The sequence below is a fragment of the Sandaracinus amylolyticus genome, from assembly GCF_021631985.1.
Taxonomy (GTDB): Bacteria; Myxococcota_A; Polyangia; order Polyangiales; family Sandaracinaceae; genus Sandaracinus; species Sandaracinus amylolyticus_A.
Genome location: NZ_CP070225.1, coordinates 544,962 through 566,868 on the forward strand (window position 1 = coordinate 544,962; position 21,907 = coordinate 566,868).

The following is a 21,907-nucleotide window of genomic DNA, read 5'->3' on the forward strand; positions in this document are numbered from 1 at the left end:
ACCGGCGGGTCCTCTATCACGCAGGGCCGGGGAGAGCCATCGTGGACCGCCCGTGCTCGGCGTCGCCAGCGAGAGGGCTCTCTCGGCGGGCGCTGGCCGGGCGAGGGCGACCCCCTATATGCTTGCGAAAGAGATGTACCTTCGCTTGGCTGGGCTGCTCGCGGCGTGGGTGGCGCTCGCGGGCTGCCACGAACCCACCACGTTCGATCTCGATGCTGGACCCGCGGACGCGTCCCCACCGGGCGCGACCGGGCTCATCGAGATCGAAGGCGCGCCCACGCTCGCGCTCGCGCCTGGTGCGCACGCCGAGTTCGTGGCGCGCTGGACCGATGCCGAGGGACGACCGGTCGCGATGCGCGACGTGTCCTTCGCGCTCGACGGTATGGCGCGCGACTCGACGCTCTTCTCGCTCGGAGGGCGCACCGACGAGGACGGTCGCGTGACCGGGATGGTGATCGCGGGGAGCGAGACCGCGACCTTCCGCCTCCGCGTGGCGGCGCCGGGCGCGCAGGCCGCGTACCTCGAGGTCGCGGTGAGCGCCGACGGGTTCGGTCGCCTGGTCGTGGCGGTCGAGGGCGGCGATGGGCGCGACATCGCGCAGCGCACGGTGCTCGTGCACCAGTCGACGTCGGCGACCGATCGCGTCTCGTGCGACGACGCGCTCACGCGGCGCGAGGCGGATCGATCGCGCACCATCGACGCGCTCGGCGAAGCGGTGTTCGCACCGCTGCCCGCGGCGCAGCGCTTCACGATCGTCGCGCGCGCGACCAGCAGCGCGTCGTTGATCGTCGCCGAAGGATGCGTCGAGGACGTGATGCTCGAGCCGCTGGGCGACACCCGCGCGACGGTCACGCTGGTGCCGCGCACGCTCGGCATCGAGGGCGAGTACGACGCGGAGCTCGCGCTGCGCGCGGGGATGGCCCCGAGCCTGGCGGCCGACGCGCTCGCGCTCGCGCTCGAGGGCACGGTGGTCGCGAGCGGTGGCGACGCGTCGATGATGCTCGACGCGCTCGAGTCGACGCTGCGCGATCGCGGCGCGACCGCCGCGCTCTCCGCGCTCGAGGCCGCGCGCGCGACGGGGAGCGCGGAGCGCGAGCTCGCGACGCGCCTGGCGCTGGACGGCGCGAGCCTGGCGGGCGGCGCGCGGGTGGTGCTCGAGGAGATCGTCGCGCTGCACCGCGGGCTCGTCGTCGACGGAGTGCTCTTCGTCGCGGGCTCGATGGACGGCCCGGTCGCGTCGTTCACGCGCGGCGAGGTGCGCCTCGGCGAGGCGGACGCCGATCTCGTGATGATCGATCTGCGCGAGGTGGGCGTCGCTGCGCGCGCGGCCGCCGCGGTGCGCTGGAACGAGGGGAGCGACGTGCTCCAGCTCGAGTCGATGCGCATCGAGCTGCCGGTCGCGACGCTGCTGGTCTCGGGGATCGAGGCGCTCGCCCGAGCGCGCGGGCTCGAGAGCGCGGGCGCGCTGATCGCGTCGCACGGCGGGTGCGACGTGCTGCAGGCGTGGATCGCGGAGCAGGACGATCTCGCCACCGCATGTGGCGCGGATTGCGCGACGGCGGCGTGCGACGCCGTCGGCGGCGCGGTGATGGCGCTCGCGCGCGGTGCGACGGCGCCGCTCGATGCGCTGAGCGCCCGTGTGGTGCTCGCGGGCCCGCTGTCGACCGAGGACGCCGACGGGAACCTGAGCGTGGACGCTCTGCGCGCCGAGACGCTGAGCGGCTCGTGGCGCAGCGCCGACGGGCTCTCCGGCGAGGCCGTCGACGCGACGTTCGGCGGCGCGCGCATCTCGCCGTTGCCGTGAGCGACTCGCGTTATCCGCTCGAAGCGGCGCGCACGCTGCGCGCCGAGGAGCAGGAGGCGGCACAGCGCGCGCTCGCAGCGGCGATCGCGGCGCACGAGACGGTGCAGCGGGCGCGGGAGCGCGCCGAGGACGCGCGGCGTGCGCACGTCGCGGAGACCGAGCGCGTCGCGCGTGAAGAGCGGGCGCGCGAGGGGCGCAGCGCGCTCGACCTGGTGCGGCTCGAGGATTGGATGGCGCGGCGTCGTCGCGAGGAGCGCGCGATGGCGACGAGGGTGAGCGAGGCGCGCGAGAAAGAGCGCGCTGCGGAGCGGGCCGTCGAGGATGCACGTGCCTCGCTCGCGACGGTGCGCGCCGAGCGCGAAGCGGTCGAGCGACACCACGGCGCGTGGGTCGAGACGCGGCGCCGCACCGCCGAGAAGAAGGAAGAGGACGAGGCCGACGATCGCGCGTCGCGGCGGCGCTGAGCTCGGGAAGCGCGACCCGCGCCCGCCGTGTTGGATGGCGCGGGGAATTTGCCCGGTGCGATCTCGCTCCCTAGAGTGGCTCTGGATGTTCGGGGCTGCGTCGCGTCGCACGCTGCTCGGCGCGCTCGCCGCGCTGTGCGTGACGTGTCACTCGCAGGTGAGCCCCACACCGTCGCACGCCGACCCCGAGCCTGCGACGACCGAGAGCGCACCGTCGGGGTTCGATGCCGACATCGCGCGCGTCGACCCGACGTGCGCGCTCGGTGTGGCGCGCGCGCGCCTCGACGCGAACGACGCGACCGAGGCGCGACGGATCGCGCTCGCTGCGTCGGCGCGCGACGGCGAGCCCGATCGCGATGCGCTGGTGTGGATCGCCGCGCGCAGTGCCGAGCGCGCGAGCGAGGTCCCGCGCGCGAGCGAGGCGTGGTCGTCGATCGACGTGGCGAGGCCGCTCGGCGGATGGGCGCGGCTCGCTGCTGCGCGCGCGGCGATGGAGAGTGATCCGGCGAGCGCCGCGACGTCGCTCGCGCCGCTCCTCGAACTCGACTTCCCGGGGCGCGACGAGGCCCGCGCGCTCGAGGCGCTCGCCCGCGCCCGCAGCGGTGCGGAGGACGGCGAAGCGCGGCTGCGGGCCGCGATCCCCGATGCGCGCAACGCCACGCGCGCCGAGCTCGAGCGCGCGCTCGCCGACATGCTCTCGGCGCGCGACGACGTCGATGCGCGCGTCGAGGCGCTCTCGCTGCTGCGCGGGATCGATGCGCGTGGACCGGGCACGCGCGCCGGGCGCGAGGCGCTCGCGCGCGCCGACGAGGTGCTCGCATCGCTTCCTGCGGAGCGCCGTCGTGCGCTCGCATCGCCCTCCATCGATCAGCAGATCGCGCGCGCCGACGCGCTCGCCGCGGCGATGGACCACCAGGGCGCCGAGGACGCGTACGCCGCGATCGTGCCGCGCCTTCGCGACGATCGCGCCCGTCGCTGCGACGTGCGGCTCGCGCAGGGACGCTCGATGTACCGGCGTCGCGCGCGTCGCGAGGCATCGACGTTGCTGGTCGCGGTCGCCGACGAGTGCCGCGATCGCGAGGACGTCCGCGCGTGGGCGCGCTACTACGCCGCGAAGTCGTACTCCGGGCTCCAGGCGTACCCCGAGGCGATCGCGCAATACGACGTGCTCGCCGAGGAGCTCCCCGGCCATCGCCTCGCCGACGATGCGCTGATCAACGCGGCGCGCCTCTGCGAGGAGCGCGCCGACGCGGATGGCATGCGCGCGCGCCTCACGCGCATCGTGAACGACTTCGCGAGCGGCGACATGCGCGGCGAAGCGCGCTTCCTGCTCGCGTGGAACGCGCGTCGCGAGGGGCGTCTCGCCGATGCGCTCGCGCAGCTCGACGCGTCGCTCGCGGAAGGTCCGGGCGCGCACGAGGCGAGCGGCGAGAGCGCCGAGGACGTACGAGGTCGCGCCGCGTACTGGCGCGGTCGCGTCCTCGAGCAGCTCGATCGCGCGAGCGACGCGGCGGCGCAGTACGAGGCGCTCGCGCGCGCGCTGCCCCTCGCGTACTACGCGCAGCACGCGGTCGCGCGCCTCGCGACCCTCGACGAAGCGCGGGCGCGCGCGGTGATGCCCACGTCGAGCGCGTCGCTCCCGCCGCTCCGCTTCGCGCGTCGCGACGAGCTCGATCGACCGGCGTTCGCACGCGCGGTCGCGCTCCTGCGCGTCGGTGAGATCGCGTGGGCGGAGCGCGAGCTCGAGCAGGCGGGACTGCTCGCCGAGGACGCGACGCCCGACGCGCTGTGGCTCGCGGCGGCGCTGCTCGATCGCGCGGGCGCGCACAGCAAGGCGATGGAGCTCGCGCGTCGTCGCCTGCGCGCGCCGCTCATGGCCTCGATGCCCGAGGGCCGCGCGCTCGCGCTCTGGCGCATCGCGTATCCGCGCGCCTACCACCCGCTGATCGACGACGCCGCGCAGAACGAGGGCGTGCCCGCGTCGTTCGTGCGCGCGATCGCGCGCGAGGAGTCGAGCTTCCGGCCCGAGGCGGTCAGCGTCGCGCACGCGTACGGCCTCATGCAGATCATCCGGCCGACCGCGCAGCGGGTGGCGCGTCCGCTCGGACTCCCCAGCGATCCCGGCGCGCTGCGCACGCCCGAGGTCAACGTGCGCATCGGCGCGCGCTACGTGAGCGGGCTGCGTCGTCGCTACGATCCGCAGCACGCGCTCGTGCCCGCCGCGTACAACGCGGGCGAGGGCGCCGTCGATCGCTGGCTGCGCGAGCGCGGTGATCGCGCGCTCGACGAGTTCATCGAGGAGATCCCGTACGACGAGACGCGCCGCTACTCGCGACGCGTGCTGCAGACGTGGGGCATCTACGCGTGGCTCGACGAAGGTCGGCTGCCGAGCTGGCCTACGACGCTTCCCGCGCGCTGACGATCACGCGTCCGTCGTCGACCGCACGATCGAGCGCGACCCGCGTCGCATCGCGTGCCGCCTTCATCGCGCGCAGGCCTTCACCGAGGCGATACGGGCCGACGCGCGGCAGTGCGTCGATCACGAGCGCGGTGAGCCCGGTGCGTCGTGGCACCTCGAGCGCGGGATCGTTCTTCCGCCGCCACGGCGAGCGCGACGCGAGGTGATGGAAGAGCACGCGCTCGCCCTCGGGCACGCCGCGCAGCCCCGGTCGATCCGACACGCCTCCGTCGACGAGCCAGCGCCCCTCGACGCGCACCGGATGGAACATCAGCGGCACCGCGCACGACGCGTGGATCGCGGCCGCGAGATCCCCCGAGTCGATCACACGCGTGCGGTTCGACGCGACGTCGTGCGTCGAGATCGTGATCGGCACGCGCGCGCGGTCGAAGCGGCGCGCCGGCAACATCGACTCGAGCTTCGCGCGGAAGAGCGCGCCTCGGAGCAGCCCCGCGCCCACGCCGGGATCCCAGAAGTGCTCGCGCCGCAGCGCCTCGAGCTCGCGCCCGAGCGCCCCCGCATCGAGCCCCGAGGCCCACGCGCCCGCGACCAGCGCGCCCGCGCTCGAGCCGGCCGCGCGTGAAGGAACGAGGCCTTCGTCATCGAGGACCGAGAGCACGCCCGTGTGCGCGAAGAATCCGAAGAACCCCGACGACATCGCGAGCGCGAAGGGACCCTCTCCGAGCCACTCGCGCAGCGTCGGACGCGCGCGCGTCATCCTTCCTTGTCGAACGTCTCCTGCAGCTCGAGCAGGAGCTTCTTCGCCTTCGCGCTCAGCTTCTTCGGGACGTCGACCTGGACCACGCACACGAGGTCGCCGCGACCGCGTCCGTCGAGCCGCGGGATGCCCTGGCCGCGCACCTTCACGTGCTCGCCGGGCTGGATGCCCGCCGGCAGCTTGAGATCGGCCTCGCCCTCGAGCGTCGGCACCTTCAGCGCCGCGCCGAGCGCGGCCTGCGTGAACGACACGTGCAGCTCGTGCAGCAGCTCGTTCCCGTCGCGCACGAAGCGGGGATCCGGCTCGATCTGCACGGTCACGTAGAGATGGCCGGCAGGCCCGCCCTTGCGACCAGGCTGACCCTGCCCGGATAGACGGAGGCTCTGGCCCTCGTCGATGCCACCGGGGATTGCGACCTTCACCTTGCGCTCGACCGGCACCTCGGCGCGACCGCCGCACTCTGCGCACGCCTTCGTCGCGATGCGCCCCATCCCGTGGCACGTCGGGCACGTCGTCCCGAGGAAGAACCCACCGCGCGCGTGCGCGACCTGACCGGCGCCCTTGCAGGTCTGGCAGACCTGCACCTTGCCGCCCTCCGCGCCGGTTCCGTCGCACGCCGTGCACGGCGAGGGGAACTGCACGGTGACTTCCTTCTGCGCGCCGAATGCGGCCTCGGCCATCGTGAGCACCACGCCGGTGCGCAGGTCCGCGCCGCGCGTCGGCCCGTCGCGACGGGCGCGTCCACCGCCGAAGCCACCGCCGAACCCGAAGAGGTCGCCGAAGATCTCCTGGAAGCTGGAGAAGATGTCGTCGACGTTCCCGAACCCGGCCTGACCCTGCAGGCCCTGGTGTCCGTAGCGATCGTAGACGGCGCGCTTCTCCTGATCCTGGAGGACGCCGTAGGCCTCGCTCGCCTCCTTGAACCGCTCCTCCGCCGTCGCGTCACCGGGATTGCGGTCGGGGTGGAGCTCGAGCGCGAGCTTCTTGTAGGCCTTCTTGATCTCGGCCAGCGTCGCGGTCCGTTCGACCCCGAGCACTTCGTAGTAGTCGCGCTTGGCCATGTTTTCTTTGGTCGCGAGGGCTCGGAAGAGGCGGGCCACGATAAGTCGGAAACGATTCCGGTCAAGCCGCACGGAACCCGCGCGAAAGAGCGGTGTCGGTACCCAACGAGACGGGCGAGCGCGCGGACGCGAGCGGGCGAGAGCACCGCGTGCGCACGAGCCCCCGACCGGCGTGGCCGCCGGGAGGGACAGCTCCGTCTCGTGGAGGAGGTCGAGCGACGATGGCGCAGGCGAGCGAGCGCAGGGTGCAGGTCGTGATGAGCTGGGGCGGCAACCCGCAAGGCGAGGTCAGCGTGAAGGCGGGCGGCTCCGTCGTGATCGGCGAGCGCGCCGCGCACTTCCTGTTGCCGGCCGACGCGGGCATCGAGCGGTTCGCGCTGGTGGAGAGCGACGGGACCGGCGGGTTCCTGCTGCGCGTGCCCTCGGGCGCGATGCTTCGCGCGTCGCGCGACGGTATCGACGTGAGCGCAGAGGCGACCAGCGATGCGACGGGCGCGCGCTCGCTCGCGATCGATCCCGCGACGCGCGCGGAGATCGAGCTCGGTGCATTCACGTTCTTCGTGCAGGAGGGTGCGCCCACGATCGAGCGCACGCCGATGGCGCGGCCCGACTTCGCGAGCTGGCGGTGGGCGGGCGTCTCGCTCGCGGTGCACGGCGCGTTCTTGTTCTCGTTGCTCTTCTCGCCGCCCAACGCGGGCGCGCTCTCGCTCGATCTCACGCACGATCAGCAGCGCTGGGTCCAGGTGCGCCTCGACGCGATGGCGCAGGAGCGCGAGGAGGTGATCCCCGAGGTCGCGCTCGAGGACGCGACGCGCGGCGCGCAGTCGGGGCAGCCTTCGCCGGGTGAAGAGGGCGCGGCGGGGGCGCCGGACGAGACGCGCAGCACCGGTGGTGGCGTGCGTGTGCGTGGTGATCGCCAGGACCAGCGCGTGCCACTCGATCGCCAGAGCGTCACGAGCGCGGGCGCGCTCGGCACGATCGCGGCGTTCACGCGCAGCATGAGCGCGGTGTCGTCGCCCTATGGCGCGGCGGACGCGATGGGGTTCTCGGCGGACGACGCATACGGCGCGCTGATGGCCGACCAGGCGGGCTTCTCGCGCGGGTTCGGCGGGCTCGGGATGAACGGCGTGGGTCGCGGCGGCGGCTGTCTGCCGGGCCAGCCGTGCGGTCAGGGCACGATCGGCGTCGGTGGGCTCGGAACGGGATTCGGCACGTGCGGTCGCGAGACGTTCCAGCAAATCGAGTCGACGCAGGGCCACGCGGCGGCAGTCGCGCAGTGCGCGCCGGGAATGGCGGGTGGATCGGCGAGCATCGGGATGCCGGACCGCGGTGGTGATCACACCTCGCGCGTGCCGAGGCTGGAGTGCGCGCGGGGTCCGGACGGACACTGCGGTCAGGTCGCGGGCGGCCTGTCGCGCGAGCAGATCCGCCTCGTGGTCACGCGCAACCGCGGTCAGGTGCGCCACTGCTACGAGCAGGGGCTGCAGCAGCGCCCGGACCTCGAGGGCCGTCTGAGCGTCGCATGGACGGTGCACTCGGAAGGGCGCGTGACGACCGCGGTGGTGAGCAACGGAAGTGATCTGCGCAACGCCGAAGTCGAGCAGTGCGTGCTCCAGGCGGTGCGAAGGTGGCAGTTCCCCGCGACCGACGGGATGACGGCAGTCACGTACCCGTTCGTGTTCCAGACGAACTGAGCCGGAGATGGAGATGAATCGGGCCGCGGATCACGAGATCCGCGGCCTGATTCATTCGACTCGATAGTCGAAGCGGTCCGACCAGCCGAAATCGAGATCCTGCCGCCGCGTCCTCTCGAGAACGGCCACGATCGCATCGAACGTCGCGGTGCCCATCGCGGCCCGCGATTGTTCCGACTTCGTCCAGACGAGCAGGATGGGGCGTTCTAGGTCGGCCGAGAGTCGATCCCAGAGCGCGTTCAAATTGCAGCCGTAGTGGGGCCCGAAATCCAACAGCGCCGATAGCTCGCGATGGAAGTCCGATTCGCTGCGTACGCGGCTGCCAGCGAGCCCGTGTCGCATCTTCGACTCCACTTTCCGATCTTCGAAAGAGCTCATGTTCGAGAATCGCGAGACTTCGCCTTCGAACCTCAGCCCGTTGGGCGTCGACTCCAGAGCGCGAACTATGACCGATCGCAAACGTGCTTCGAACTCAAGAATCTCTTGGAGTGTCAGCTCGTGCGAGTGCAGAGTGATCATCCGTACTTCGAAACTCGGGACTTCAGCAGCAGCCGCCGCCGCTTGCATCGAGTCGTACTCCTCTCGCAGCAGAGGCGCTTCCGGCTCTTTGCGACGCTGTCGGCAGGACTGCGGTCCGGCGGTTCACTTCGACCTCGATGAAGCGCGGGCGGATCGCCGGCTGCGATAGCGAGCTCACATCGGCGGGTTCGCCTCGGCGGACTTCGACAACCAGGTTGCGTCCTCCGCCTCGCCAGCAGCGCGTCACAACGAAGAACTCGAGGCGTTGTCCGCGACGGTCCACCGCTTGGACCTCGCTCCACAGCCGTGCGGCAATATCGTGGGACTTCGACGCCGAGAACTTCCCTGCGATTCCACTTCGCGCCACCTCGGCGAGCATTCGCAACATCTCTGGCGGGGGCAGCACGTCGCTCTCCGCGACCTCGTCGAACAGCGTGACTGCATGGGGCTCAGCGAACCGCCGGCGCGTGCCTTCGCCAGCGGAGCGGCGACGCGAGCGGTCGCTCGACGAGCAAGCCAGTCGGGTCGAAGGAGAGCTCGAGTAGGACGCTGCCGACGCGTCTCGTTTCGAGATCAGCCGGTCGGCGCGATCGTACGCGTACTGGTTGCGCGCGTGGCCGTATCCTGCTCCGGGCAACGCTCGGAACGTTCCAGTCGACCCGGTCGCTGCTCGCCGTTCACGTCAACCGCCTCTACGATCCAGGCTCCTCGTGAGATCTGGCCTCAGCTGCACCCATCCAATAGCTCGAAAGGCGGAATGTTCGCCGCGAAGACCATCCGCCATCTGTCGTGCTCGATCTCGCCTCGCCACTTCGGAGCGGAGCTGTCACGCAGCAGGCGACGCGATCTCAAGGAGAATCATCTGCCTGACCCGGGGGTAGAATCGTAGCAGCCGTCGGGGGGCCAAGAAGAATTGTGCGCCGTCGCTCGAAGCTTCTACGACCAACCATTGCGCCATGTCCTGGAGCAATCGCTGGTGCTCGGGGGCATCGCTCTGCCTCGTAACCAGCGTCTCGTGGACAACCCCACGCGAGTAGAACTCGTGCATCACGCCGTGGCGCTCGACTTTCATGTCGAAGGAGGGACAGGGGCCGCCGATTCCGGCGAACCATCCATCCGCCCTCAACTCGTATTGATGCACCGGGTTCGCATCGGCGCACGCGATGGCCTCGGGAAAGCCATCGTAGCCCGGAGAGATATGGACCCTATTGGGCTCGCTCCATGTCGGAGGTAGTTTGGCATCTGCGGCCCGAGCGAGGCCCCAGATCGCGAAGTCGTCGGGCCCGACGACTTCGATGTAGCCGCCGAAGCGTTCCTGGAAATCGAGCCACACCGCGTGCGGGGTACCTCCGGCATCGCGAATAAGTCGTTCGACCTGCATCGTGGGCATCGGAGTCTCGCGTTGGAGCGTCGCGAGCCACGACATCGCACGTTTCGTGAGAGTCATCCTTCAGCTCCAGGTTCTCGAAGCCCTCCCTCTTGAGTCGCTTTGGGGATCGTGTGCGGCGTTCCCTCGCTGGACCCTGCCGACGGCGGCGTGACGGAACCGATCTGAGGTTAGCGCAACCACTCTACGAAAATGCCTTCGGGCTGGCCATTGTTGTGTCGTCGGATCGTGAGGATGGCGTTGGGCGTGATGCTGGTTCGCTCGCCCGAAACTAGCGGTATCGATCCGCCGGTCGGAATCGAGTTCACGACGGGGAGCCATTCCGTGAACGAGCGCCGCAGTTCCTGCAGTGTGTGTTCCGCGCCTTGTGAACTGCCGCCCAGCGCGACTCTCAGCGATGCACGTTGGCGAGTCGAATGGGGCATTTCAGCGAAGGAGAGGGATACTACGCCATCAGGTGTCGAGTCCTCTGCCGCTACCCACTCCGTCCACAGTCCGTGATTCACGCGCCGCCATTGGCCCCCCAAAATCGTCTGGACAGACTGCGCAGTCGGCGGGCTCAGCCGCGCGATCTGAATAATTGCTGCACTGAGGATCTTGCGCGAATCGGACATGATGCGATTCCGGTGCTCTGGGTGTTGGTTGTCGAGGTTCAATTCGAACGATCGTAAGTGGCGCTGTTCTCGCGCTCTCCGTAATCAGGGTACGGTGGTTGTGCTGCCGCCCGTTCCACTGCCGCCCGTTCCACTGCCGCCCGTTCCACTGCCGCCCGTTCCACTGCCGCCCGTTCCACTGCCGCCCGTTCCACTGCCGCCCGTTCCAGTTCCCGTACTGCCGGTCCCGACTACTCCCCCGGAGCCCTGCTGCGCAGGGTTTCCCGACGACGGGGGAGCCACATAGGTGTCCCACCACAGTCCATAGTGGTTGTCATACGCGGCTCGGTATTGGGCGCCAGTTGTACTCATCGTCTCAGAACCCATCGTGTCGCCTGTGTCCTGTATGAACTCGGAGCGCGTCGAGAATCCGCTGTCGTAATCTTCGTAGAGCGCGCGGTAGGTTTGCGCATCCTTGCCAGGGACGGCGATATCGGGGCCACCATTGACGTAGATTTCGTAGGCGGCGCGCGACGCCATGAGCTGGGCCTCGGCTTCGTCGTCCAGGTGAGTTCGCGTGTTCCTCTCCACGAACTGGGCCCGAGTCAGTCCGTTCGGTGGCACGGGCGCCTGGGGAGTATAGCGGGCATGCCCAGCTTCGTGTGCGACGACGGCTGCTTCGTACCCTGCGTTCCCTGAGCTCGGATCGATCCTGATCCAGTTGTTGCTGCGGTCGCAGTACGACCCGGTCTGATGCTGCGACCCGGGAGGTGGGCTGTAGCTGATCGTCCATCCATCAGCCGCCAATGTCTGGAGTTCGGATTGCAGAGTCGGTGAGTGTGCGAGAATCGCGCGGACTTCCGGACGAAGCCCGGCGAGCATCGGATGGGACTGCGGCGTGCTAAGAAGCCCGAACCGTCGAAGCAAGCTGGCCGCGAAGTTCCGCAGACGCAGCCACGCGCGACGCGCGCCCCGCAACCCGTGCGGCATGGGCGCAGGGGCGACTGCGTGCTCGGTGGTAGGACCGTCTTCGTGCTCGGAGCGTGCGCGCGCGTCACCGTCACACGCGAGTCCGCGGACGTCGACCTGGCGAAGGGGGTTCTCCGAATATGCGTAGACGTTGATCCCGCCCGCGACGCCCCAGGGATCGCTCTCGAGATATCTGCCGAGCTCGGGCGAGTAGTAGCGGAATCGGTTGTAGTGGAGCCGAGTCTCTGCGTCCCAGAAGTGCCCGGGAAAGCGGAACGGTTGATGGAACTCGTGTCCACCCTCGACGACGAGTCCATAGGGCTCTCTTCGCGCCCACCAGACCGCTTCGCCTTCCTGGTCGCGGACCAGCTCGGGCGTACCTTGGTGATCGGTGAACAGGTAATAGCGCCGACCTGACTCGGGGGTTGAGTCGATATCCGCGCACTCGACGAAGAGTACGGGGACCATCGCGAAGTCATCGACGTAGACGTAGATGCGAACTCGCCCGTCCGGGAGCCGCTCTGCTGCGAGGCGATCGGTATCCCACCAATACGTGGTCTCGTGCGTCTCGTGTCGCTTCTTCGTACGGCGGCCGACCGCGTCGTACTCGGCGTTCCACGTGCTGCCGTCGGGGAGATCGATGCGGACGAGTTGGTCGCGCGCGTCGTGGTGGAATCGAGTCTCTCCCCCGTCGGGGCCACGGCGGACCGCGAGGTGGTGGCGATGGTCGTACTCGAAAGCGTCGCCGTTCGCTGCGTAGAGGCGATTCCCCTCGATCAGCGTGACCCCGCGAAGGCCGGGCTTTTCGAGGAGGTTGCCGGCGGGGTCGTAGACATGGCGACTCGGCTCGGGGGCGTTCTCGTGGCGGACGCTCGCGAGCTGATGAGCGACGTCGTGCTCGTAGTAGGTCGTGCCGCGGGCCGAGTCGCGGGCCGCGATCAGGTCACCTTCGCCGCTGTAGGCGTACTCCCGCGACCATGCGTCGCCCGAGGCCGTCGACATTGCCTTTGCGAGGCAGCGACCGTCCGGTGCGTATTGGACTAGCTCGCTCGCACCGTCGGCGAGCTCGCGACGAAACACGCCGGGAGCGAGGCGATGTACGGTATGCGCAGCGCCCGTGGGGTCGACGATGCGAACCGAGCCATCCGGCCCTCGCTCGTATTTGATGTCGAAGCGACCGAGCGTGCGGGTGTTGACCAGGCGATCGCCGACGTAGCGGTGCTCGACGCCGAGCCCGTCTCGGAGATCTGCGACGCGATGGCCCCACGCGTCGTAGTCGAACGCGACCTTTCCCGCATCGTTCTCGACCACGCGGTAGCGGCCGCGCGCGTCGTACTGGAAACGCTGGACATCGCCGCTCGCGAGCTTTCGCTCCGCGAGCAAGCCAGTCGGATCATACGAGAGCTCGAGTAGGACGCGGCCGAACGCGTCTCGTTTCGCGATCAGCCGGTCGGCGAGGTCGTACGCATAGTGGTCCCGCGTCGTGCCGGCGCGACGAATCTCGACGAGGCGGTCCTTTTCGTCATAGCGATACTCGCTCAGGGTGCCGCCGGGATCGAGCAGCGACGCGAGCTTCTCGGCGTTCGTGTACGTGAAGCGCGTCGCGCGGCCGAGCGGATCACGCTCGAGGACGCGATGGTTCCACGACGCGTGCTCGCTCGAATACGTGCGTCCGTCGAAGTCGGTGTAACGGCGGATGTTGCCGTTCGGGTCATGGCCCCAAGTGCGACTGGCACCATCGCGCTGTTGCGCGAGCAGCAGGCCCTGCTCGTCCCGTCGGTCTCGGACCGCGACGAGCGCGGGCTCGTTCGCGGGTGTTCGCAGGAGCGAGCGCTCTGGCGCGAGCCAGGTCGTCTCCGGAAACGCGGTGGCCGCGTCGAAGTCGAGCGTTTCGAGATCTCCGAGCTCCCACTGCAGCGCGCAGCTGGGGACGCGATGGGCATCGGGCGGTAGCGCATCGTCGGGCTCGGGCAGCGGGACTCGACGTCCGCTCGGCTCGATGCGCGCGATCATCGCGCCGCGCGGGTCGTACTCGAACTGCGTCGTCGCGCCGGTCGGATCGACCTCGCGCACGATCCGACCCGCGCTGTCGCGCTCCCAGAGGCGTACGCCGCCGAACGGATCGACGACCTGCAGGAGGGCGCCGACTGCGTCGTACTGATAGAGCCACTCGCCTCCGCTCGACTCGCGAACGACGGTCACGCACTCCTGCGTGCGGTGCTCGAGCCGCACCTCGAGCACACCGTCATCGCCTGCCGAGCGCACGCATCGCCCGTGGTGGTCGTACTCGAACGAGAACGCGTAGCCGCGACGATCGACGGTGCGCGTGACACGTCGCGATGCGTCGTACGCGAGCCGGAACGTCTGCTGGTAGGCATCGCGACCCTCGATGAGACAGCCGCGCTCGTCGTAGCGATAGCGAATCAGCGCCTTGCCGCCTCGGACAGAGTCGAGGAGGACGACCTGCACCAAGTGCCCGCGCTCCCAATCGACGCGCAGACGTCGGCCCGACGGGAGGACGACGGTGGTGAGCTGACCCAGACCGTCGTGCTCGAGCCGAAGGGACGCGCCATCCTGGTCGATGCGAACGAGCCGCGCGAACGACGCGCCCTGCGCGCGCTCGAAATGACGATCGGGCGCTGCGTGGCCGCGCACGACGAAGCGTCGAGCATCGACGCGCTCGAGCTCGAGCCCCCCGGCCGCACCGACGAGGCCCTCGGCGAAGGCGTGCGGGAACGCGACCGGCGGGTCGTGGGGACGCCGGTAGAGCACCCCGTCGAGGTCCCACTCTAGCGTGTGGTCGAGCTCGTGGGCGAAGCCCCACCCGACGCCGCGATCGGTGTCGGAGCGGGTGCTGTCGTAAGAGCGCCGCCACACGAACGGGATCGGCTCGTCCGCGACGCGGAAGTCGGCGACACGGTCGAGCACGGCGCCGGTGACCACGTCGATCGGATCGCCGACCAGCCCGGGCCTCGAGCCCGCCGTGCATTCGCGACGTGAGTCGCTCACGACCGCTCTCCGGCCGACGAGGTGGGGACGTGCGGCGCGCGCATGCTGACCAATCGGCCGCGCGCGACGCGCGTTGCGTACGAATCGTCAGGCGCAGTCCGGCCGACCCACGAGGCCGCCGAGCCACCGCACCACGCGCGACCGGCTCCGGCACGAACGGCGCGCGAACGACTCGCGCAGATGCCCCACGACGAGTGATGCGCTCGGCATCGATGCGCCGCCGATCAAGACCGTCGTCGAGCCCATCGAGACGATGCCCACACCGGGCGCGACGCCGACGTCGGTGCCCAGCAGCGCCTTGAGCGTCGCCGTCATCGCGTCGCATACCGCCTGCAGCGCGGCCATCGTGCCCGCGAGCGCTTCGCCGACGGCCTGGGCCGCCATTCCCGATGCTTCCGCCGCGGCTGCCGCGGCTTCGGCCTCCGAGCTCGCCTCTTCGACCTGTTCGCGCGCTTCTTCGGCGGAAGCAGAGCGTTCCTCGGCGGCATGTTGATGGGCGAGGGCGTTTGCCATCCCTATGCCCACGTTCGCGATGTCGCTGAGGACCGATCCCACCGTGGCCAGCGCGATCGGATTGCAGTGCATCGTGATGTCGGAGATTCGTGCCGCGCGCTGGCCGCCGATGAACACGTTCCGCGATCCGGTCATCACCTCGAACGCGGGAGCGAGGCTGACGCACGTCAGGCCCAGGCCCATGTCGCCGCAGCGCAGCGCAGGGAACCCAGCGATCAGTACGCTGACGCAGCCTGCGGGGACGGGCATTCCCAAGCTGGGCAGAGGGATCGGTACCGGTGCCGGTGGGAGCAAGCTCGGCGGATGGAGGTGCCCGTGGGGCGTGCCCATGTGCGGCGACATGATCGTCGCGGCGGGAAATGGAACGATCTCCATGATCGAGGGAACGGGGATCTGCGACATGGCCGTGTCGACGAGATCCGGGATCGCGCTCGCGAGGCCGACGATGCCGCCTCCATATTGGGCGATCGCTCCCCACGTGCCCTGCTCGGGAGGCGGCGCATCGACGAATGGGGCGATCGTGCGATCGAGGCAATCGGAGAGAACGTCGATCGGCACGAAGCCGGTGTTCGCGCCGATCGGGTGGCCTTCGCGCGGCGAGCGGAGCGGGATGTCCTGGCCCGGGCTGCGCACGCGATCGCCCTCTGCGGGCGGCTCGTCCGAGGACATCAACCCTTCGATGCGCGCCCAACCGATGTCGTTGATGATCGTCACGCGAACACCCCGCAGTCGCAGCTTGCGTGACCGCGCGACAGGAGCGCGCGCACTTGACCCAACGTGGTCTCCGCTTGACGTGCTTGGTCGTGCATTCGCGCCTCTCGATAGAGCGCAGCGAGTCGCTCGAGGATGGCGGCCCAGCGTGTGAAATAGCGCTGCTCGCGCGAGAGCTCCGCGCCTCGCAGCCAGATCGTGGCCGCCCCGCCGTAGTCACGCGCCGCGAGGTGGATCGCGCCGAGCTTCTCGGCGAGATCGCACCGGACCACGCCGTTGAGGGTTTGCGACGCGATCTGGTCGGCGAGCGTGTACCACTGGCGCGCCTCCGCGAGCTCCTGTCGCGCTGCGCAAGTCTCTCCGAGACCGAGCGCAGCGTTCAGCGAGACCGCCGGCAGGCTCGCGCTCGTCGAGACTGCGATCGCCTGCTGATATCGAGCCTTTGCCTCCGCGAGTCGGCCGAGCCTCCGGAGTGTGTCGCCGGCGCCCTGGAGGCAGAACGCTTGCGCAGCGGGATTCTCGCTCTCGACGAAGTAGTTGTAGAGCGCGCCGTATTTGGCGAGCGCCTCGTCGAGGCGACCATACGAGAAGTCGAGGCATGCGAGCTGGAGGATGGTCATCATGCGCTGGGGGCGCGGCACGCTCGGGTCTCGCGCCTCCTCGGCGAGCGCGTCGATCATGGCCTTGGTCCGCAGGTCGACCTCGTAGATGGCGGCGCCGGCGAGTCGGTGTTGATCGACGAACGGGACGAGCACTTGCGCGCGTGGATCGTCGCGGAGCACGAACCGCGCGCGGACCATCCAGGGCTCCACTTCGCCGCGTAGGAAGAGACCCGACGCGATCTCGGCCCATGCCTGCGGGTTTCGCACCGCAGAAGGCAGGAGCATGAGCACGACACGGCCGTCGTCGGTCGGCGTGCACGCGCGCAAGTACGCGGCGAGCTCTTGCAGGCGACGCGTCGGGGGCGCTGCGGCGTCGAGCACGAGCGCCGGCACGGGCGGCGGAGCCTCGTCGCCCTCGGGTCGCGCGCGCAGGTCCTCGATCTCGGCGCGCACGTAGTCGACGATGGTCGTGACGTAGGCGGCCGCGGAGTCGACGGCGTGCGCGAACACGAGGACGAGGTCGTCCGGGCGCTCCTGACGCGTGCGCTCGGCGAGCTTCGCGAGCAGCGGTACGTCGGGGTCACGCGCGCGGACGATCAACGTGAGGTCGCGCCGCTGATGGCCGAAGTCGCGCAGGGTGCGATGGATGGCCTCGAGCTTTCTCTGCACGGGTCGCTCCCTCAGTTGATGCGCACGAGCGCTCCCGCGATCGTGTGGGTTCCGGTTGCGTTCGACTCGATGCGCGCGCCTTTCACCGTGACGCCGGTCGGCGCGGTCTCGACCGAGTTGGAGCCTCCCGATCCCACGGTGACCTTGTTCGGACCGGAGATGGTGACTTCGCCATTCGACTTGAGCGTGATGCTCGCGGCGCCACAGACGATCTTGAGCTCGGTGGCTGCGCCGATCTCCACCTTGTTGCCAGTGCTCACGATCTGCACCTTGCCCGGCGCGCTGAGGTAACCGACGTCCTTCAGATAGAGCTGGGTATCGCCGCGCTGGACCTTGAAGTGCTCGGTCGCGGAGATGTTGAGCTGCTTATCGACCGTGACGCTGCGGTTCTGTTTGACGTGCAGCACATCGTGCTTCGAGATGAGGCAGTTCCGGCCACCGATCAGTTGTTCGGTGACTGGGCCGTTAACCAGGAGGTTGCGCTCGTGCTTGACCTCCTTGTGCTCGCGCCCGCCGATCTTCGTCGTCTGATTCTCGCGGATGTGATCGGTCGCATCCACGTCGACGCGCGTGTTGCGATTGCCGATCACGTGAACATCCTCGTCCTTGTCAACCGTCTTGTATCGGTCGCCTTTCACGTGGAGGTGCTGGTCCTGGCCAATCGTCTCGCGCTGCGTCGCGTCCACCGTGTTCGACTGGTTGCGCTTCACGTGGGTCGAGTGGTCGTGCTCGACCTCCTCCGCGAGGTCTTTCTGGGCGTGCAGATAGACTCGCTCGCTGCCCGCCTTGTCCTCGAAGCGCAGCTCGTTGAAGCCGTCGCTGTTCATCGAGCTCTTGGTGCGGACGACGCTCTGGGTCTTGTCGTCGGGCAGGGTGATCGGCGGGACGTTGTTCGCGTTGTAGACGCAGCCGGTCACGAGCGGGCGGTCGGGATCGCCGTCGAGGAACGTGACCACGACCTCCATGCCGATGCGCGGGATGAACATCGTGCCGAAGCCCGCGCCCGCCCAGCTCTGCATCACGCGCACCCAGCAGGTGCTGTCCTGATCGTTCCTCCCCACGCGATCCCAGTGGAACTGGACGCGGATGCGGCCGTGCACGTCGGTCCAGATCTCTTCGTTCGACGGGCCCACGACGAGCGCCGTCTGGATGCCGTGAACGCGCGGCTTCGACGTGCGCTGCGACGGGCGATGCGGGACCGACGACGGGATGCAGACGAACTCGTTCGCGTACTCGAGCTCGTTCTCGCCATCGCCGTCCTGCGCAGCATCGCCCGCGTGCATGTCGCGCCCGCGATGGCGCACGGCGATGAGCAGGTACTCGCCGTCGAGCGCCGGCTCGGGATGTCCCGACAGCGTGAACACCGTGCCCACCGTGAAGCCGGTGACTGCGCCGTCCCCGCGGTACTCGAACGTCGTGAGCGCCTGTCGCTCTCTGCCACGCTCGATTCGGTACTTCAGATCGTGCGTCGTGTAGCGACGACCACTCTCGTCGTAGTCGGCGCTGACCGTGCCGCCGTGCTCGTACTGCTCGCGATCGCGATCTCGCGCGTCGCGGCTCCGCTGGTCACCGGAAAACGGGAGGGTGTCGGCGGTCCAGTCGAAGTCGGCGAGGGTGAGGCTCGTCGGGCCCAGCTGATCGGCTGCGGTGAGCGCATACACGGGCTCGGCGCGTGCGATGTCACCGCCGCGGTGGGCCACGAACGGCACGTCGGCCGCGGTGGTGAGCAGATAGCAGGGCGCGTAGCTCGCGTTGTCGTCGACGATGACGAGCGTCTCGTGCTCTCCGCTCTGCTCGAAGAAATAGGTGAGCCCCTCGTCCTCGCAGAGGCGATGGAAGAAGTCGAGGACGCTCTCCTGGTATTGGACGCAGTACTCGCGCTTCAGATACTTCGCGGTGGCGTCGATGCGGAGCTCGCGGCCGTACTGCTGCAGCGAGACCCCCACGAGCGCGTCGATCACCTCGAGCGAGGTGAGGTTCTGGAAAATCCGGCTGTCGCGCACGTGTCGCAGCACGTCGAGCGCGGGAACGACCTCGACGGTCGTCGTGAGGTGACGCTCGCTGCGCTGACCATGCTCGACGCGCGAGATCAACCCGTGCACCGAGCGGCTGGTGTCCTCTCCGCGCTTGATCCGGATGCGGCAGTCCTGCCCCAGGAGATCGTTCGGGAGCGCATCGACGTCGTCGGTGACGAGCAACAGGCGCGCTCGGTACGGACGATTCAGCTCTTCGTCGATCTCGATCTCTCGAATTCGCCAGCCCGCGTCCGACTGGGCCTCGCACTCGAACTCGTAGTCGACGCGATGCTGCTCGGCCTCGCCGGTGATCGCCTCGATGATCGCTTCACCTGCCTCGACGAGGGCTTCGCCCGCCTCGTAGGCGGCAGCCGCGATCCCGGCCGCCTGCTGCCCCACGGCGAGCACCGTGCGCACCGCGGGATCGGCGCCCGCGAGCCCGGCGACTTGATCCGCGACGCCGAGCGCCGCGCCAGTGCCCTGCAGCGCGCCCATGGCGTCGATCTCGCCGGTCCCGCCGCCGCCCTCGGCCATCTGCTGCGCCATCTCGGCGCCGCGCGAGACGCCTTCGATGACCTCCTGGGCGGTCTCGAGACCTTCGCGGACCTCGTCCTCGGTCTCCTCGGCGTGCTCGGGGGCGGGCGTGTGCTCTCGGTCGTCGGCCATGTGCGCTCCTCGTCGGTGCGAGGTGCTCATCGGCACGTCGTGCTGAGCGTTGCGTGATCAGAACGGCGGCGGCGCGGCGGTGTCGACGAGCGCGATCGCGTGCCGCGCGTCGGGGGTGATCTCGACCCGGCGCACGCAGGGAAGATCGACCGCGGCCGCGAGGCGCTCGGCGGCGCGGCGCTCGAGCTCGTTGCGCAGCGCGATCCGCAGCTTGCGCACAGAGGGCTCGTCGCGATCGGGGATCGCTTCGAAGCCGAGGTGCTGCGCGACGAGGTGCGCGGTGCGAGCCATGTCGAGCGCCGCGAGCCACACCGGGTCGGGCTCGGGGGCGTGCTCGACGACCTCCGGCGGCGCGACGATCTCGGGCGGAGCAGCCGTGGGTACGTCGACGGGCTCGGCCGGACGGCGTCGTCGCGCCGCGAGCACGAACGCCAGACACACGAGCAGCAGGATCGCGATCACGATCGTGAGCAGCGCCATCGTCCACCTCAGGCAACACGCGACGAGGCCCCACGGATCGATCCCGATCACGTGGGGCCCCGAGCGCGCGACTCGCGACTCACTTCTTGTCGAGACGGCCGACCAGCGAGAGCGTGAAGTCGGCGCCGGCGTACTTGAAGTGCGGCTGGAGCAGGATCTGGCACGAGTACCAGCCCGGCTGTCCGTCGACGTCCTTTACCACGATCTGCGCCTTGCGGAACGGGCGTCGCGCGCGGACCTCGGGCGCGGGCGACTCCATGTCCACCGCGTACTGGGAGAGCCACTTGTTGAGGCCCTTCTCCATGTCCTCGCGCGACTTGAACGTTCCGATCTGCTCGCGCTGGAGCACTTTGATGTAGTGCGCGACGCGCGTGATCATGAACATGTACGGGAGCATCATGCCGAGGCGGAAGTTGGTCTCCGCGGCCTTGCCCTCGGGGGTGTTCGGGAAGACCTTCGGCTTCTGCACCGAGTTCGCGCTGAAGAACGCGGCGTTGTCGGACTCCTTGCGCCAGACGAGGCCGATGAAGCCCTGCTCCGCGAGCTCGTACTCGCGACGGTCGGTGAGCTGGATCTCGGTCGGGATCTTCGTCTCGATCGCGCCCATCGCCTCGAACTGGTGGAGATGCATGTTCTCCACCGCACCACCGCCCTTCGGACCGATGCAGTTCGCCGCCCACTTGTAGCGAGCGAAGGAGTCCGACAGGCGCGCTGCGAGCGCGAAGCTCGTCGGGCCCCAGAGATATCGCTCGTGCTCGCCGATGACGTCTTCCTCGAAGTGGAAGGCCTTCACCGGATTGCTCTCGGGGCCGTAGGGCAGGCGCATCAGCATGCGCGGGACGCAGAGGCCGACGTAGCGCGCGTCCTCGGTCTCGCGGAACCCGCGCCACTTCGCGTACTGCGGGCCCTCGAAGATGCTCTGAAGGTCCTTGAGCGCCGGGAGCTCGGTGTAGGTCTCGACGCCGAAGAACTTCGGGCTCGCGTTGGCGAGGAAGGGCGCGTGCGACATCGCGCCGACCGCCGCGCAGTTGCGCAGGAGCTGCACGTCCTGCGGGCCGGGACCGAAGTCGAAGCTCGAGACCATCGTGCCGTAGGGCTTGCCGCCGAACGTGCCGTACTCCGCCGAGTACGCATGACGGTAGAGGCCCGACTTCGTGATCTCCGGCGCGTCCTCGAAATCCGTCGCGAGCTCGTCCTTGGTGCACGAGAGGATGTCGACGCGGCAATTCGCGCGGAAATCGGTGTTGTCGACGAGGTACTTGAGGCTGCGCCAGCTGCGCTCGATCGACTGGAATCGATCCTGGTGGAGGATGGCGTTGAGCTGCGCCGAGAGCTTCCGATCGATCTCGGCGATCATCATGTCGACGGCGACCTTGTCGACCTTGTCGCCGGCGCTCGGCTGCGTGAGGAAGTGCGCGAGGAACGCCTCGACGCCCTTCTTCGCGATGTCGTAGCCGTCGTCGGTGGGCGCGATCTTCGTCTCGGCGAGGATCTCGTCGAGGACGGAGAGCTCGCGTGCTTCGGCGGCGGCGGTCTGGGGCTGGGGGCTCAGCTGCGTGGACATGGCGTCTCCTG

15 protein-coding genes are annotated in these 21,907 nt (G+C 69.4%); 4 read left to right on the plus strand and 11 right to left on the minus strand.

What is annotated here, in order from left to right:
- Positions 1–133: 133 nt before the first annotated feature.
- The 3 genes from I5071_RS02225 to I5071_RS02235 all read left to right on the plus strand — a co-directional run bounded on the left by I5071_RS02225 (position 134) and on the right by I5071_RS02235 (position 4,687).
- Positions 134–1,804: a hypothetical protein gene (locus I5071_RS02225; protein WP_236520214.1), complete on the plus strand. Its 1,671-nt coding sequence runs from the start codon at positions 134–136 to the stop codon at positions 1,802–1,804.
- Positions 1,801–2,268, plus strand: a complete 468-nt coding sequence (locus I5071_RS02230) for a hypothetical protein (RefSeq protein WP_236520215.1) — start codon at positions 1,801–1,803, stop codon at positions 2,266–2,268. The genes I5071_RS02225 and I5071_RS02230 overlap by 4 nt, the downstream gene beginning before the upstream one ends.
- Before the next feature lie 85 nt (positions 2,269–2,353).
- Positions 2,354–4,687, plus strand: coding sequence for a transglycosylase SLT domain-containing protein (locus I5071_RS02235; protein ID WP_236520216.1), 2,334 nt, complete (start codon positions 2,354–2,356; stop codon positions 4,685–4,687).
- Here I5071_RS02235 and I5071_RS02240 read toward each other — a convergent pair.
- On the minus strand, positions 4,665–5,444 hold the full coding sequence (locus I5071_RS02240; protein ID WP_236520217.1) for a patatin-like phospholipase family protein: 780 nt from the start codon (positions 5,442–5,444) through the stop codon (positions 4,665–4,667). The two genes, I5071_RS02235 and I5071_RS02240, sit on opposite strands and share 23 nt — an antisense overlap.
- On the minus strand, positions 5,441–6,505 hold the full coding sequence (gene dnaJ, locus I5071_RS02245) for a molecular chaperone DnaJ (protein WP_236520218.1): 1,065 nt from the start codon (positions 6,503–6,505) through the stop codon (positions 5,441–5,443). The genes I5071_RS02240 and dnaJ overlap by 4 nt, the downstream gene beginning before the upstream one ends.
- A gap of 221 nt (positions 6,506–6,726) precedes the next feature.
- Here dnaJ and I5071_RS02250 point away from each other — a divergent pair, with 221 nt between their 5' ends.
- On the plus strand, positions 6,727–8,199 hold the full coding sequence (locus I5071_RS02250; RefSeq protein ID WP_236520219.1) for an AgmX/PglI C-terminal domain-containing protein: 1,473 nt from the start codon (positions 6,727–6,729) through the stop codon (positions 8,197–8,199).
- Positions 8,200–8,250: 51 nt separating this feature from the next.
- Here the strand turns inward: I5071_RS02250 and I5071_RS02255 are convergent, their stop codons facing one another.
- From I5071_RS02255 to tssC, 9 genes are all read right to left on the minus strand, one after another.
- Complete coding sequence (locus I5071_RS02255; RefSeq protein WP_236520220.1) at positions 8,251–8,766, minus strand: barstar family protein; 516 nt, start codon at positions 8,764–8,766, stop codon at positions 8,251–8,253.
- 778 nt (positions 8,767–9,544) lie between these two features.
- Positions 9,545–10,108 (minus strand): hypothetical protein, encoded by a 564-nt coding sequence (locus I5071_RS02260; protein ID WP_236520221.1) that lies wholly within the window; start codon positions 10,106–10,108, stop codon positions 9,545–9,547.
- Between the two features lie 167 nt (positions 10,109–10,275).
- Positions 10,276–10,761 (minus strand): hypothetical protein, encoded by a 486-nt coding sequence (locus I5071_RS02265; RefSeq protein WP_236520222.1) that lies wholly within the window; start codon positions 10,759–10,761, stop codon positions 10,276–10,278.
- 42 nt (positions 10,762–10,803) lie between these two features.
- Positions 10,804–14,676 carry an RHS repeat-associated core domain-containing protein gene (locus I5071_RS02270; RefSeq protein WP_236520223.1) on the minus strand — a complete coding sequence of 1,291 codons (3,873 nt, stop codon included), beginning with the start codon at positions 14,674–14,676 and terminating at the stop codon, positions 10,804–10,806.
- Between the two features lie 87 nt (positions 14,677–14,763).
- Positions 14,764–15,903 carry a PAAR domain-containing protein gene (locus I5071_RS02275; RefSeq protein ID WP_236520224.1) on the minus strand — a complete coding sequence of 380 codons (1,140 nt, stop codon included), beginning with the start codon at positions 15,901–15,903 and terminating at the stop codon, positions 14,764–14,766.
- Complete coding sequence (locus I5071_RS02280) at positions 15,900–17,171, minus strand: hypothetical protein (protein WP_236520225.1); 1,272 nt, start codon at positions 17,169–17,171, stop codon at positions 15,900–15,902. Before I5071_RS02280 ends, I5071_RS02275 begins: the two co-directional genes overlap by 4 nt.
- Positions 17,172–17,182: 11 nt before the next feature.
- Positions 17,183–19,852, minus strand: coding sequence for a type VI secretion system Vgr family protein (locus I5071_RS02285; protein WP_236520226.1), 2,670 nt, complete (start codon positions 19,850–19,852; stop codon positions 17,183–17,185).
- 57 nt (positions 19,853–19,909) lie between these two features.
- Positions 19,910–20,383, minus strand: a complete 474-nt coding sequence (locus I5071_RS02290) for a hypothetical protein (protein ID WP_236520227.1) — start codon at positions 20,381–20,383, stop codon at positions 19,910–19,912.
- 28 nt (positions 20,384–20,411) lie between these two features.
- Positions 20,412–21,896 carry a type VI secretion system contractile sheath large subunit gene (gene tssC / locus I5071_RS02295; protein WP_236520228.1) on the minus strand — a complete coding sequence of 495 codons (1,485 nt, stop codon included), beginning with the start codon at positions 21,894–21,896 and terminating at the stop codon, positions 20,412–20,414.
- Between the last annotated feature and the right edge of the window lie 11 nt (positions 21,897–21,907).

What these genes read in the sequence shown, in the direction of transcription:
- I5071_RS02225 (WP_236520214.1), top strand. Translation starts at nt 134, where the DNA reads ATGTACCTTCGCTTGGCTGGGCTGCTCGCGGCGTGGGTGGCGCTCGCG.
- I5071_RS02235 (WP_236520216.1), top strand. Translation starts at nt 2,354, where the DNA reads ATGTTCGGGGCTGCGTCGCGTCGCACGCTGCTCGGCGCGCTCGCCGCG.
- I5071_RS02240 (WP_236520217.1), bottom strand. Translation starts at nt 5,444, where the DNA reads ATGACGCGCGCGCGTCCGACGCTGCGCGAGTGGCTCGGAGAGGGTCCC.
- dnaJ (WP_236520218.1), bottom strand. Translation starts at nt 6,505, where the DNA reads ATGGCCAAGCGCGACTACTACGAAGTGCTCGGGGTCGAACGGACCGCG.
- I5071_RS02250 (WP_236520219.1), top strand. Translation starts at nt 6,727, where the DNA reads ATGGCGCAGGCGAGCGAGCGCAGGGTGCAGGTCGTGATGAGCTGGGGC.
- I5071_RS02255 (WP_236520220.1), bottom strand. Translation starts at nt 8,766, where the DNA reads ATGCAAGCGGCGGCGGCTGCTGCTGAAGTCCCGAGTTTCGAAGTACGG.
- I5071_RS02260 (WP_236520221.1), bottom strand. Translation starts at nt 10,108, where the DNA reads ATGCCCACGATGCAGGTCGAACGACTTATTCGCGATGCCGGAGGTACC.
- I5071_RS02285 (WP_236520226.1), bottom strand. Translation starts at nt 19,852, where the DNA reads ATGGCCGACGACCGAGAGCACACGCCCGCCCCCGAGCACGCCGAGGAG.
- tssC (WP_236520228.1), bottom strand. Translation starts at nt 21,896, where the DNA reads ATGTCCACGCAGCTGAGCCCCCAGCCCCAGACCGCCGCCGCCGAAGCA.